Origin of the sequence: Sphingopyxis sp., assembly GCF_036261875.1 — a bacterium.
Classification (GTDB): domain Bacteria; phylum Pseudomonadota; class Alphaproteobacteria; order Sphingomonadales; family Sphingomonadaceae; genus Sphingopyxis.
In genome coordinates, this window is sequence record NZ_DATAJZ010000034.1 from 48,771 (window position 1) to 62,451 (window position 13,681).

Genomic DNA, 13,681 nt, shown 5'->3' on the forward strand with positions numbered 1-13,681 from the left:
GGAGGTGCTCATGGATGAACGCGTCGAAACGCTCGCCAGCCGGACCGCGCGGGCGCTGGCCGATCTCAGCCTGGCGGCGGCCCCGGGTGACCATCTGGGCGCCGAGGACGATCTGCTCCTGCGCTTCGGGATCAGCCGTCCGACGCTGCGCCAGGCGGCGAAGCTGGTCGAGCGTGACCGGCTCATCAGCATTCGCCGCGGCATCAAGGGCGGCTATTTCGCGGAACGGCCCGACGCGCGCGATGCGATCCAGTCGCTTGCGCGCTTCCTGCGCCTCAAGGGCGCGACGCTCGGCGACGTGATCCAGGTGACGCGGCCGGTGTCGGAGGAGGCGGCGGTCGCGGCGGCCGGGCAGCGCGGCGAAGCCGACGTCGAGCGGCTGCAGGCCTTCGTCGCCGCGATCGACGATCATGACACGCCGCGCGCGCTGATCGCCGCCGAGGTCGAGCTCGCGCGGCTGATCGCGGGGATGAGCGGTAACCCGGTCGTCGAGCTGGTGATGGAGATCGGATACAGCTTCGGGCTCGATGAGCGGGGCAGCGACCTCTACGCCGACCCGGAGCGGCGCGAGCGGACGCGCGCGATGCAGCGCAGCCTGTGCAACGCGATCATCGACGGCGACCCCGAGGTTGCGCGGCTGATGATGAACCGGCGCTCGCGCCAGTTCGACGAATGGCTGAGGGGCATGGCATGAGCATAATCGAATTTCGCGGCTTCGCCGGTGTCCGGCTGGAGGCCGAGGTGGCGGGCGCCGAAACCGATCCCGCGGTGCTGCTCGTCCACGGCGCGGGGCAGACGCGCGCGGTCTGGGGCAGCGTCGCCGAAGCGCTCGAAATGGCGGGGCGGCGCGTGATCAGCCTGGACCTGCGCGGCCATGGTGGCAGCGAATGGCCGACGGATGGCCGCTATGATTTCGACGCCTTCGTCGAGGATCTGCGCGCGGTGCTCGCTCAACTCGGCACGCGGCCGGTCGTCGTTGCCTCGACGCTCGGCGGCTGGGTCGCGGCGGCGGCGCTCGAACGTGACGCGGCGCTGCTGGCGTCGGGGCTCGTGCTCGTCGATGTGCCTGTCGCGATCGATCCCGACGTATCGCGCCGGATCGGCGAGCGATTGCGCGCGACTGCGGGGCTGGCGCCGGGGCAGGCGCCGTGGGATGCCAGAATGATGGGCGCGCTCGACAGTGCGGCCGCGGCGGGGCGCATGGCGTCGGCGGCGCCGAACATCGCGCTGCCGACGCTCTATGTGCGCGGTGCGGTGAGCGAGATCGTCTCGCACGCCGATGCCGCTGCCTTCGTCGCGCAGCTGCCCGACGGCGAATTCGCCGAAGTCGAGGATGCCGCGCTGGTAGTGCGCGAGGACCGGATCGACGCGCTCGGCGGCTATCTGGTCGATTTCCTCGAACGCCGCGCGCCGCGCGCCTCGCCCGAATATCGCGCCGGGTCCGACGCGCGCACCTTCCGCGACGCGCTCGGCTGTTTCGCGACCGGCGTCACGGTCGTCACCGCGATCGCTCCCGACGGCACGCCGATCGGACTGACGGCGAACAGCTTCACCTCGGTCTCGCTCGACCCGCCGCTGCTCCTTGTCTGCATCGCCCATACGGCGGGCAGCGCCGCCGTGCTGCGTGCGGCGGAGCGTTTCGCGGTCAATGTTCTTCAGATCGGGCAGCAGCCGGCCTCGAACCGCTTTGCCGGAAAGGGCGAGGACCGCTTTGCTGCGACATCGTGGGAAGTCGGCGAATATGGCACCCCGGTGCTGACCGGATCGCTCTCCAGCTTCGAATGCGCGCGCGATGCGGTCCACGACGGCGGCGATCATTTCATCCTGGTCGGGCGGGTGCTGAAAGCGATCTTCGAACCCCGCCGCGACCCCTTGCTCTATTTCCGCGGAAAATATCGGAAGCTGCATTTCGCTTGACGCTCGCGGAAAGCGTCATATCATACTAAGTTATATAAGTTGGACTCGGGAGAGAGGCATATGGCCTGGTCGCATCAGGATGAATGCGCGATCGTCGGCGTCGGGGCGACCGACTATTATGTTCGCGGCAAAAGCTGGCCGCGCACGATCAACGACATGGCGGCCGAGGCGATCATGAACGCCTGTGCCGATGCCGGGATCAGCCACAGGCAGATCGACGGCTTCGCTTATTATTCGACCGCGGGCGCGGGCTATCTCGACAAATTCGACACGGCGAGCCTGATGGAAACGCTGGGCATGCCGCACATCAGTTTCTCGGCGACGCTGACCAGCGGCGGCGGTGGCTGCGTCGGCGCGGTCGGCCTCGCGACCGCGGGGCTGATGAACGAGGACTGCACCTATGTCGTGACGCTGATGGCGCTGCAGCAATTGCCGCAGCACCGTCTGGGCGTCGTCTTCGGCGCCGCTGCGCCCAATCCCGAGAACAGCTTCCTTCAGCCATCGGGACTGGTCGGGCCGGGGCATCTGATGTCGATGCTGACGCGGCGGCACATGCACCTTTATGGCACCAAGCCCGAGGCGCTGAAGGAGATCGTCCAGGCGACGCGGGCGAACACGCACAATCGGCCGAAGGCGGTGCGCAAGAACGCGTTGTCGGACGAGGAATATTGGGGCTCGCCGATGCTCGCCGATCCGCTGCGCCGCCTCGACTTCTGTCTCGAAACCGACGGCGCCGTCGCGGTGATCACGACGACGAAGAACCGCGCCAGGGATTGCCGCCACAAGCCCGCGCTGATCCACGCCTGCGCGCACGGCGGTCAGCGCGAATGGGGCCGCGCCTTTGCCTGGATGGGAATGCCCGATCCCTATTTCGCGAGCGCGGGGCATGAATTCACCGCCAATCGCGTCTGGGCGCAATCGGGCCTCAAGGCGCAGGATATGGACGTCGCTTTGCTCTACGATCATTTCTCGCCGATGGTGCTGATGCAACTCGAGGATTATGGGTTCTGCGAGCGCGGCGAGGGCAGCGACTATGTCCTCTCGGGCAAGATCCGCTACGATGCGACGACCGGGGGCAAGGCGAACGGCGGCGTGCCGGTGAACACTCACGGCGGCAATCTCAACGAAGCCTATATCATCGGCATGACGCATCTCGTCGAGGCGGTCGAACAGGTGCGCGGCACCGCGATCAATCAGGTGAAGGATGCCGAATTCGCGCTCGCCTCGGGCGGTCCCGCCTCGCTTCCCGTTTCCAGCCTGATCCTGAGGAGGGACTGACATGGCATATGGTCCGGCGCGGGTGCTTCCCGGCGAACAGATCCGCATCACCACCAATCCCGACACCGAGCCTTTCTGGCAAGCGGCGAAGGAGCATAAGCTCACCGCGTGCCAGTGCGGCGAATGCGGCGAGTTCCGCATGCCGCCGACCGCGGTCTGCCCCCATTGCGGCAGCCGCGAGAAAATCTGGCCTGCGCTTCCCGGCACCGCGACCGTCTTCAGCTATGTCGTGTGCAACAAGAATCCGAAGACGGGCGAGGATTATGTCTATGTTCCCGTCGTCGTCGATCTCGATGGTGCCCCCGGTGCGCGTCTCAACGCCAATGTCACCGGCTGCGACGCCGATGAAGTGCATATCGGCATGAAGGTCGCGGTCGAATGGACGTCGATCCAGGACGATTGGGTTCTCCCCAATTTCCGCAAGAGCTGACGCGATGCTCGGCGACCTGCGCATTGTCGAGATCGGCGAGGGAATGGCGGTGCAGGTCGCCGGGCTCATGCTGTCGGAGTTGGGCGCGGACGTGCTGAAGGTCGAACGTCCCGGCGGCGACCCCGCGCGCGGCACCGCGCCCTTCGCCAACTGGAACCGCGGCAAGCGCAGCCTCGTCCTCGACCTCGACACGCCGGAAGGGCGCGCGGTGCTGAGCGAGCGTCTCGCGGGCGCCGATGCGCTGCTCCATCAGTTCACCCCCGCGCGGGCGAAGACGCTGGGGCTCGACGATGCGGCGCTGGCCGAAATGCATCCCCATCTGGTCGTTTGCGGCATCACCGGGTCGCCCCATGATCACCCCGATGTCGAACGCAGCGACGACGAACTGCTCGTCGCCGCGCGGCTCGGCGTTCTTTATGAAAACGACGGTCACCGCGCGGGCCCCATCGTCTATCGCTATCGGCAGGGAAGCTGGTCCGCGGCGCATCTTGCTGCCGCGTCGATCCTCGCGCGGCTCGTCATGCGGCTGCAATCGGGCAAGGGCGGCGCCGCGCATACCTCGATCCTTCAGGGCTATCTTGCCACGCTGCCGCTCGTCTGGGCGCGCAACAGCGAAGGGCCGATGCCCAATCCCGCCACCTATGCGCCCGATCAGCCGCGCCCGATCGCGGTGCAGCTTTTCCAGTGCGCGGGCGGCGACTGGCTGCAGATCATGGATCCGACGCGCCAGTTCGACTACGCGACGATGCCCACGATGTGGGAGGTGATGGCCGAGGCCGACATCGACCTCGAAACCGAAGCGGGGCAGGCGGACGCTTTCCGCCGCCGCCCGCTCGCGGCGTGGCTCGCCGATCTTCGCGCCGCCGACATCGCCGCCGAACCCGCTTTCCCGATGGGAGAGGTGCTGCGCCACGAGGATGTCGTGGCGAACCGCTATGTCGTCGAGGTCGACGACCCCGAACTGGGCCTGACGCGCCAGCCGAACACGCCCTTCCACAGCGACGCCGACCTGCCGCAAGGCCGTCCGGCTCCCCGGCTCGGCGAGCGCGGCGACAAGGGCTGGGCACCCAAGCCGGCACCAGCGCCCGGCGAAGCACCCACCGAAGTCCTCGAAGGCGTCCGCGTCCTCGACCTCGGCATGTTCCTCGCGGGGCCGATGGGACCGTCGATGATGGGCGACATGGGCGCCAACGTCATCAAGGTCGAGGCGCTGACCGGCGATCGCATCCGCTTCATGCACCGCTATTATCAGGCCGCGGCGCGATCGAAGCGCAGCCTCGCGCTAGACCTGACGCGGCCGGAAGCGCAGCCGATCCTCGAACGGCTGATCCAGTGGGCCGAGCTCGTCCACCACAATATGCGCTTCAAGGGCGCGGCAAAGCTCGGTCTCAGCGAAGAGGGCATCCGCCGGTGCAACCCGCAGGTCGCCTTCAACTATTCGAGCGCCTACGGCCAGCGCGGGAGCCGCGGCAACTGGCCGGGCTACGACTCGATCTTCAACGCTATCGCCGGCTGGGAGTTCGAGAATGCGGGCGAGGGCAACCGCCCCGTCTTCAACCGTCCCGGCACGATGGACGTCGCCACCGCGCAGAGCAGCCTCGTCGAACTGATGGCCTCGCTTTACGCGCGGCGCACGACCGGGCGCGGCTATACGACGCAGACTTCGCTGCTCGGCATGGCGGCCTTCACGCAGGGAGAGCGGCTGATCGGTCCCGACGGCGCGCTCACCGATACCTATCATCTGACGGGCGACCAGACCGGCTTTTCGCCTTACCACCGCATCTATGCCTGCGCGGACGGCCGCTGGATCGCGGTCGCCGCGCACAAGCCGGATCAGCAGGCGGCGATGCAGGGCCTGCTCGGCGACGATTTCGAGGCCGCCGCAAAGGACCGCAACGCCGCCGACCTGCTCGCGGCGTTCGAAACCGCCGGTGTCCCGTGCGATATGGTTGTCTTCGAGGACGCGATGCATCGCTTTTTCGACGATCCGCTGAATCGCGAATTGAATCTGATCTCCGTCCTGCCGCAGCCGCTCTACGGCATGGTCGAACAGCCGGGCGCCTTCTGGCATTTCGGCGACGTCCCCGTCGTCTTCAGGCGTTGCTGCCCCGCGGTCGGCGAGCATAGCGACGAGATATTGCGCGAAATCGGCTATTCCGACGACGAGATCGCCGCCTTGCGCGCTGCGAAGATCGTCGGATGACGGGCCTCGCCGCACTACTGCCAGAAGGGCTTGCGGCTGCGGTCGAGGCGGCGACCGGCGCGCGTATCGCGGCGGTGCGTCCGCGCGGCGGCGGCGGCGCCTCGCGCGAGGGGGCCGAACTCGACCTCGCCTGGCCCGACGGGCGCGCGGCGAGCGTCTATATGAATTACGATGTCCACAAGGCGGGCGCCGGCGACGACGCCGCTTTCCTGCGCGAAGCGGCGATCCTGCGCGCGCTGTCCGGAACGCTGGCCGATGCAGGCGTGCGGGTCGCCCCTTACCATGCATCGGTTCCCGAACAGCGCGCTCTGGTCTGCGGGCTGGTGCCGGGCCGCGACCGTTTCGCGGCGATCGCCGACCCGGCGCAGCGCGACGCGCTTGCCAGGGATTTCATGGGCCAGCTCGCCGCGCTCCATCATATCGACGTCGCCGCAAGCCTCGTCGAGGGAATGGGCCCCATCGAGCCCACTGAAACCCTCGTCCGCCGCCGCATCGCCGACCTTCGCAAGGCGAACAGCGGGCGGGCGTGGGATCCGCTGATCCATCTGTCGCTCGGCTGGCTGGAAGCGAATATTCCGGCGAATATGCCGCCCCCCGTCATCGTCCACGGCGATGCCGGGCCGGGCAATTTCCTCTATGACGGCGACCGCGTCACCGCGCTGCTCGACTGGGAGCTCGTCCATTACGGCGATCCGATGGCCGATCTTGCGATGCTGTGCTTGCGGATGTTGTTTCAGGACTTCGTCCCGCTGCCGCGCGCCTTTGCCGCCTATCGGGCAGCGGGCGGCCACAGGGTCGATCTTGCGCGTGTCCGTTACTGGCGGCTGCTGTTCCAGACCGGCTTCGCGCGCCGCGCGCGCTACGATGATCCCGACGCGCCGCCACCGCCCAATCTGGGAATGAACCTCGTCTATTCGACCATCCACCGCCGCGTGCTGTCGGAAGCGCTCGCCGAGGCGGCGGGCGTCACGCTGCCACCGGTTGCGCTGCCCGACGCGCCGTCCGGCGCCCACGACCGCAGCTTCGCCCTCGCGCTCGACGATCTCAAGGAGGTCATCGTCCCCCGCGTCGCCGACCAGCAGGCTGCGGTGAAGGCAAAGGGTCTCGCCCGGCTGATCAAATGGTGGCGGGCGATCGAACGCTTCGAACCCGGCTTCCACGCCGCCGAGCAGCGCGAGATCGAGGCGGCGCTCGGCTTCGAATTCGAGGATCATGCCGCTGCATGGAAAGCCTTCTGCGACGAAGTGGCGGGCGACCGCATTGCCATGACGTCCGCGATCATCCTCTGCAACGCGCACGAAACGCGCGAGGCGGCGCTGATGGCCGACGCGATGGGCGGCCTCGCGGCGACGAAATTCGCGCCATTGGAACAATGAAATCGGAAAGGTGAGGGACATGTCGAAAGATATATTGGGCTACAAGGGCAAGCGCGTCGTCGTCATGGGCTGTTTCTCGGGGACGGGCGAAGCCTGCGCCCGGGCGCTCGTCGATCTCGGCGCCGAGGTGCATGGCGCCGACATCAAGCCGTCGCCGGTGAACCTTGCTTCCTTCACCGAGGTCGATCTGAAAGACCCCGACGCCATCGCCGCGGGCATTGCGAAGATCGGCGGCAAGGTCGATGCGCTGTTCAACGTCTCGGGCCTGCCGCAGACCTTTCCCGGTGAGGATGTGATCACCGTCAATTTTCTTGGTATCCGCGCCTGGACCGAAGGCTGGGTACCGCACCTCAATCCCGGCGCGGCGATCGTGTCGGTGTCGTCGCTCGGCGGCATGAAATGGCTGACGCGCCAGCCGCTGCTGCGCGAATTCATCGCCATCGAGGATTTCGATAAAGCGCGGCAATGGTATCGCGACCGCGCCGAGGAAGTGGGCGACCCCTACAGCCTCGCGAAGGAAGCGATCAACACCTGGACGCAGGTCCGCGCGCCCGATCTGATCGCGCGCGACATTCGCATCAACTGCACCATGCCTAGTCCGATCGACACGCCGATGCTCGGCGAATTTCGCAAGGTGGCGGGCGACGCGGTGCTCGGCGCCTTCGCGAAAGCGAAGGGCCGCTATTCGACCGCCGAGGAACAGGCGTTGCCGCTGATCTTGCTCAACAGCGATGCCGCGAGCTTCATCAGCGGCGTCTGTCTGCCGGTCGACGCCGGGCTCGCGGGGGGGCTCGCGACCGGCGTGCTCGATATCCAGAAGATGATCGCCGAAGCTGCGGCGGCCTAGGCGTGCGCGCCGAGCATCATCGCGATGCTGTGTGCCGCCGCGGCCTTGAGCTCGCCATAGCTGACCCCGTCATCATCACGGCTGATCGGACCGATGGCGGACAGGCGTTCGAGCATCATCAATATGGTGCCGGCACAGGATCGCGGCGACAGGTGCGCGGGCGTCCGGCCCGCCGCCTGGGCGCGCGCGACCTGCCCGCTGATCGCGTTCATCATCGGCACCGCCTGCCTCATGCGCGTCTCATAGAAACGCACATCGCCTTCCTCGGCGGCGAGGTTGCGGACGACGAAGATGGTGCGGTGGCGGTTCCAGATCGTCGTATAGCCGTCGACGAATGCTTCGGCGGCCTTGGCGGCGCCAGGGGCGAGCCAATCGCGCGCGACAAGCGCTTCGAGTTCGGGCGAGGTCTGCGTCGCCGTCTCGAGCGCCGCCAGAACGACTTCGGGCACGCCCTTGAAATAGACATAGAAGGTCGCGGGCGAGGTCTGCGCCGCCTTGGCGACATCGACCACCGACACGTCGCGCAGTCCGTGCGTTTCGAGCAGCGCAACCGTCGCGTCGATAAGTTGCTGGCGCGTTCGGCGGCCCTTGGCGCCGAGCTTGCGGCCGTTGATGTCCGCTTCCGTGATCGTGGCCTGTACTGCCGGTTCACCTGTCAAATCGCCATCCCTGTTTCGATTGCATCCGCGATCCTAACCGCGGACTTGCGGTTTGGCAAAAAATTGACGTATCGTCAAAAATAACGACAGAATGAGGGGAAATCGGGGATTCGGGATGGAAAAGCTTGTTGGCAAAGTCGCGGTCGTAACCGGCGCGTCCAAGGGCATGGGACGGCATTTCGTCGCGTCGCTGATAGGGGCGGGGATGCGCGTCGCCTGCCTCGCGCGGCCGTCGGAGGAGCTTTCGAGCCTTGCCGACGAATTCGGCGACGCGGTGCTTGCGCTCCCTTGCGATGTGACAGATCCCGTCGCGGTCGATGCCGCGGTTGCGCGGACCGTCGAACGCTTCGGCCGCATCGACGTTGTTGTCGCCAACGCTGCGGTATACCATCCTTTCGCTTTCGAAAGCGGCAGCGACGCCATCATCCGCAGCCATGTCGATATCAACATCCTCGGCGTCTCCTGGCTGATCCGCGCCAGTATCCCGCATCTGCGCGCCACCAAGGGACAGATCGTCGCGATCAGCAGCGAATCCGTCCGCATGCCTTTTCCGATGCTGGCGCTCTATGCGGCGACCAAGGCGGCGGTCGAAACCTTGTGCAATGGTCTGCGCGATGAGCTGCGCTCCGACGATATTCGCGTTACCGTGCTTCGCTCGGGATCGGTCAAGGGCGGCTCGGGCGGCAAGGCCTGGTCGCAGGAAACGATCGAAGCGTTCTACAAGAAGATTGTCGCCACCGGCCATGCGGCGATGAGCGGTGAGTCCGCGACGCCTGAATCGATGGCGGCCTCGCTGCTCGCGGTGATCGGTCTTCCCGCCGACATCGGGGTCGACCTGATCGAAGTGCGCGCTGCGCAGACCGGCGCGCCCGAAGGGGCGAAGCAGGTCGCCGACTGAGTGAGCGCTCGCCGCAATCTGCCGCTGCTGATCGGCGCGCTCTGGGTCGCCGAGGTCACGGGATCGTTCGAGACCGCGATGATCCTCGCTGCGCTCAAGCGGCTGATCCAGGATTTCGGCGATCCCGCGTTGGTCGGCTGGCTGATCACCGGCTATCTGATCGTCGGCGCCGCGATTGCGGCGATCGTCGGACGGCTCGGCGACCTGTTCGGGCGGCGGCAGACGCTGATCGCCGTGCTTGCGATCGGCGCCGCCGGCTCGCTGGCCAGCGCGCTGTCGGGCAATTTTGCGGTGCTGCTTGCCGGGCGACTGATGCAGGGCGTCACCGGCGCGATTTTGCCCCTCTGCATCGGGCTGGTGCATGAGAATATGGGCAAGGAACGCGCGCCCATGGGCATCGGACTGATGATCTCGGGTGCGTCGATCGGCACCGCCGCGGGGCTCGTCGTCGGCGGCATGATCGTCGACAGTTTCAGCTGGCACGGCATCTTCGTCGCCAGTGCGGGGCTCTGCCTGACTGCCGCGTTCGCAACCCGTGCGTTCGTGCCTGCCTCCCCCCGGCGCGCGGGCGGCGCTCCGATCGACTGGCTGTCGGGCCTTGCCTTCGCGCCGGGCGTCGCGCTCGTCCTTGTCTATTTCAGCATGGGCAAGGGATGGGGGTGGGCAAACCCCTGGGCGCTAGGGGCGCTCGCCTCGGGCCTGCTGCTTGTAGGCTGGTGGTGGCGCGCGAGCCTGACGAGCCCGAACCCGCTGATCGCGGTGCGCAGCTTCTCGGATCGCACGATCGCCGTCGGCTGCGCGGTCACCGCGCTCGTTTCGATGGGAACGCTTCAAATCACCGTCTTCTTTTCTCTGCTGATGCAGGCGCCGGTCTGGACCGCAGCGGGGCTGGGCTTCTCGGCGACGCTCGCGGGGGTCGCGAAGCTGCCCTCGAACCTCAGCTCGACCTTTGCCGGGCCGCTCGGCGGTTGGCTCGCGGGACGGGGTGGCGGCCGGTTCGCGCTCGTCGTCGGGGGTCTGGTGACGACTGCGGGCTGGCTGCTCTGGTTTCTCGTCGATGTGAACAGTTTCCCGCTCATCGTCGTGCAGCTCATCCTCATCAGCTTCGGCGCGACGATGCTCTTCTCGGTCGCGCCGACGATCATTGCGCAGGTCTCGCCGCCCGAACGGATCAGCGAGATTTCGGGAATGCTTACGGTCATCCGCCAGCTTTTCCTCGGTATCGGGGCGCAGATGGTGACGACCTTGCTCGCGGTCGACGTCGTCAGCCGCGGCGGCGAATCCTACCCTTCGCCCTTCGCCTACGACCTTGCGGTGATCGCGATCGTCGCGCTCTGCGTCGGGGCGATCCTCGTTTCCTTCCTGCTTCCTCGCAACATCGAACCGGACATGCCATGAGACCTCTTCCCGAACTCACGCCCGAAAACGCCGCCTTCTGGACCGGCGGCGCGGAGGGCAAGCTGATGATCGCCTTCTGCAAGGATTGCGACCAGGCCATTCATCCGCCGCAGATCGTCTGCCCGCGATGCTGGCACGAAAATGTCGAGACCCGCGCGGTCGCGGGAACGGGCCGCGTCTACAGCTACACGATTAATCACCAGCCCTGGGCGCCGGAGATGCAGGTGCCCTTCGCGCTCGCGGTGGTCGATGTCGATGGCGCCCCCGGCGTCCGCGTTACGGCCGAGGTCGTGGGCGCCGACCCCGAAAGCGTCGCCATCGACCAGACGATGCGCGTGACCTTCCTCAACATCGATGATGTCTGGTTTCCGCAGTGGGAGCCCGCGCAATGACGATGAACGCCGCCATTACCGGCGTCGGCATGTCCGACATCGGCCGCAAGACCGGGCGTCCCGCTATGGCGCATCTTCTCGAAGCGGCGCGCCGCGCGCTCGACTGCGCGGGACTGACGAAGGACGACATCGACGGCATCTGCACCTATCCGGGCAAGGCGGACAATTCGCCCGGCATGTCGCCGCTCGGGACGGGAGAGGTCCGCAATGCGCTGGGCCTCAAGACGCGTTGGCACAGCGCGGTGCCCGACGGCCCGGCGCAGATGGCGCCGATCATGGTCGCGGCGATGGCGGTCGCGACCGGGCAGGCGCGCCATGTCCTCTGCTTTCGCGCGCTGACCGAAAGCAGCTCGCAGACCGCGGCGCAGCGCGCGAGCATCCCCGGTGCGGGTCGCGCGCGGCTCGGCGGATGGTACTCCTATCTGGTTCCCGCCAACGCCATGTCGGCGTCGAACTGGGCGGGCTGGATGGCGACGCGTTATTTTCACGAATTCGGCATGACGCGCGAGCATCTCGGCATGGTCGCGACCGGCCAGCGCGCCTTCGCGCAGCACAATCCGTCCGCGGTGATGCAGGCGCCGTTGACGATGGAGGATTATCTCGGCGCGCGGATGATCTCCTCTCCACTCGGCCTGTTCGACTGCGACGTACCGATCGACGGTGCCGGCGTGATCATCGTCTCGGCTGTCGATGCCGCGAGGGATTGCGCGCGCGCGCCGCTGACGATCGAGGCGCTGGGCTCGGCACTCGGCTCGCAGGAGACGTGGGACCAGCGTGCCGACCTGACGACGATGGGCGCCCACGACGCCTGCGCCGACCTGTGGTCGCGCACCGACATGAAGCCCGCCGACGTCGATGTGCTCGCGCTCTACGACGGATTCAGCATTTTCGTGCCTTATTGGCTCGAGGCTTTCGGCTTCTGCGGGCATGGCGAGGCCAAGGACTTCATCGCCGAAGGCAATATCGGCCCTGGCGGACGCTTTCCCGTGAACACCGGCGGCGGCCAGCTCTCGGGCGGGCGACTGCACGGCTTCGGCCTGCTGCACGAGGCCTGTATCCAGCTCTGGGGACAGGGCGGTGGGCGTCAGGTCGAAGGTGCGAAGACGGCGGTATGCGGGATGGGTGGTGGCTTCATCGCCGGCGCGATGATGCTCCGGCGGGACTAGAGGTCGATCCAGCGCCGCTCGTCGGCGGCGCGCGCCGCAGCTTCGACCACCTCGTGCACATGCAGCGCCTGCGCGAAATCCGGCGCGGCGACGCCCTTGTCGTTGATCGCGTCGCGCATCGCCGCAAAGATCGACGCCAGCGCGAGCAGCCCCGTCTCGGGCCGGTCGGCGACCGCGCGGCAGCCAGGAACCGTCAGATATTCGGGCTCGACCGAAATCTCATCCATCCGCGCCGTGCCCAGCATCGCGTTCCGCGTTCCGAACAGCCGCGTGTCGTGCGCCATGGGAAACACCGGCGCGCGAGCTTCAAGCCGGCCTTTCGATCCCCATATGGAGAAGCGAAAGCCTTCGCCGCCGATCTTGCTCCAGTTCGCCTCGACCCGCGTCGGCAGTCCCGATCCATGGCGCAACAGCAGCGACGCACGGTCGGGCACCTGCGGCTGGATCATCTTGCCGTCCAGCGGCCACATTTTCAGCGCCAGCGACTGATCGGCCGCTACCGATGCGACCGGACCGAAGAAGTGCACGAGCAGGTGCAGCATATGGCTGCCGAGATTGCGCCCCGCGCTGGCGCCGTTGGCCGGGTCGGCGAACCAGACATAGCCGGGCACATTGGTCTGCGCCGCGCTGAACAGCGGCACCTCAAACGCAATATCGGCGCCGAAGACCTCGCCGATCCAGTCCGCCTCGACCATCGCCTTCATCTGCACCATCGCGGGCACGGCCTGCATGAAGGCATCGACGATCGCGACCGTTCCCGTCGCGCGCGATGCCTCTGCCATCGACCGCGCATCGGCAAGATCCTTGGCGAAGGGAATCCCGTTATAGACATGCTTGCCCGCACCGAGCGCCGCCATCACCATCGCGTAGCGCAACGGCGGGCGCGTGCCGCAATCGACGATGTCGATATCGGGATCGGCCGCCATCGTGCGGAAATCATGAAAGGCGCGCGAGATTTTGAACTCGTCCGCCGCCTTCGTCGCCGTCTCGGCGCGCGACGTGCAGATCGCGGTGACCTCTATCCCCTCGAGACTGCGCCACGCGGGCAAATGCGCTTTCGCACCCCAAGCGGCGCTGATGATGCCGACGCGAAGCGGAGAGCGGGCCATGTCCGCGC

13 protein-coding genes are annotated in these 13,681 nt (G+C 67.1%); 11 read left to right on the plus strand and 2 right to left on the minus strand.

Annotated elements, in window-relative coordinates; genetic code table 11:
• Positions 1–10: 10 nt before the first annotated feature.
• The 7 genes from VHO04_RS14935 to VHO04_RS14965 are packed head-to-tail and all read left to right on the plus strand — an operon-like array spanning position 11 to position 8,051.
• Complete coding sequence (locus tag VHO04_RS14935) at positions 11–694, plus strand: FadR/GntR family transcriptional regulator (protein WP_329629033.1); 684 nt, start codon at positions 11–13, stop codon at positions 692–694.
• Positions 691–1,917, plus strand: a complete 1,227-nt coding sequence (locus tag VHO04_RS14940) for an alpha/beta fold hydrolase (protein WP_329629034.1) — start codon at positions 691–693, stop codon at positions 1,915–1,917. Before VHO04_RS14935 ends, VHO04_RS14940 begins: the two co-directional genes overlap by 4 nt.
• A 60-nt stretch (positions 1,918–1,977) precedes the next feature.
• A complete protein-coding gene (locus tag VHO04_RS14945) occupies positions 1,978–3,195 on the plus strand; it encodes a thiolase C-terminal domain-containing protein (protein WP_329629035.1) in 1,218 nt (405 codons plus the stop codon).
• A 1-nt stretch (position 3,196) separates the two neighbouring features.
• A complete protein-coding gene (locus VHO04_RS14950; RefSeq protein ID WP_329629036.1) occupies positions 3,197–3,625 on the plus strand; it encodes a Zn-ribbon domain-containing OB-fold protein in 429 nt (142 codons plus the stop codon).
• 4 nt (positions 3,626–3,629) lie between these two features.
• Positions 3,630–5,828 (plus strand): CaiB/BaiF CoA-transferase family protein, encoded by a 2,199-nt coding sequence (locus VHO04_RS14955; RefSeq protein WP_329629037.1) that lies wholly within the window; start codon positions 3,630–3,632, stop codon positions 5,826–5,828.
• Positions 5,825–7,204 carry a phosphotransferase family protein gene (locus tag VHO04_RS14960; RefSeq protein WP_329629038.1) on the plus strand — a complete coding sequence of 460 codons (1,380 nt, stop codon included), beginning with the start codon at positions 5,825–5,827 and terminating at the stop codon, positions 7,202–7,204. The genes VHO04_RS14955 and VHO04_RS14960 overlap by 4 nt, the downstream gene beginning before the upstream one ends.
• Before the next feature lie 19 nt (positions 7,205–7,223).
• The gene (locus tag VHO04_RS14965) at positions 7,224–8,051 is read left to right on the plus strand and encodes a coniferyl-alcohol dehydrogenase (RefSeq protein WP_329629039.1); all 828 of its coding nucleotides are present in this window, start codon (positions 7,224–7,226) and stop codon (positions 8,049–8,051) included.
• On the opposite strand, the gene VHO04_RS14970 is transcribed toward VHO04_RS14965, so the two are convergent.
• Entirely contained in the window at positions 8,048–8,710 is a 663-nt protein-coding gene (locus VHO04_RS14970) for a TetR family transcriptional regulator (RefSeq protein ID WP_329629040.1), read from the minus strand. The genes VHO04_RS14965 and VHO04_RS14970 overlap by 4 nt on opposite strands.
• Positions 8,711–8,825: 115 nt before the next feature.
• Here VHO04_RS14970 and VHO04_RS14975 point away from each other — a divergent pair, with 115 nt between their 5' ends.
• Genes VHO04_RS14975 through VHO04_RS14990 form a run of 4 tightly spaced genes read left to right on the plus strand, consistent with a single transcriptional unit; the run spans position 8,826 to position 12,564 of the window.
• The gene (locus tag VHO04_RS14975; protein WP_329629041.1) at positions 8,826–9,608 is read left to right on the plus strand and encodes an SDR family oxidoreductase; all 783 of its coding nucleotides are present in this window, start codon (positions 8,826–8,828) and stop codon (positions 9,606–9,608) included.
• Entirely contained in the window at positions 9,609–11,006 is a 1,398-nt protein-coding gene (locus VHO04_RS14980) for an MFS transporter (RefSeq protein ID WP_329629042.1), read from the plus strand.
• The gene (locus VHO04_RS14985) at positions 11,003–11,398 is read left to right on the plus strand and encodes a Zn-ribbon domain-containing OB-fold protein (protein ID WP_329629043.1); all 396 of its coding nucleotides are present in this window, start codon (positions 11,003–11,005) and stop codon (positions 11,396–11,398) included. Before VHO04_RS14980 ends, VHO04_RS14985 begins: the two co-directional genes overlap by 4 nt.
• Entirely contained in the window at positions 11,395–12,564 is a 1,170-nt protein-coding gene (locus tag VHO04_RS14990) for a thiolase C-terminal domain-containing protein (protein ID WP_329629044.1), read from the plus strand. Before VHO04_RS14985 ends, VHO04_RS14990 begins: the two co-directional genes overlap by 4 nt.
• On the opposite strand, the gene VHO04_RS14995 is transcribed toward VHO04_RS14990, so the two are convergent.
• Complete coding sequence (locus VHO04_RS14995; protein ID WP_329629045.1) at positions 12,561–13,673, minus strand: Gfo/Idh/MocA family oxidoreductase; 1,113 nt, start codon at positions 13,671–13,673, stop codon at positions 12,561–12,563. The two genes, VHO04_RS14990 and VHO04_RS14995, sit on opposite strands and share 4 nt — an antisense overlap.
• Positions 13,674–13,681 lie beyond the last annotated feature (8 nt).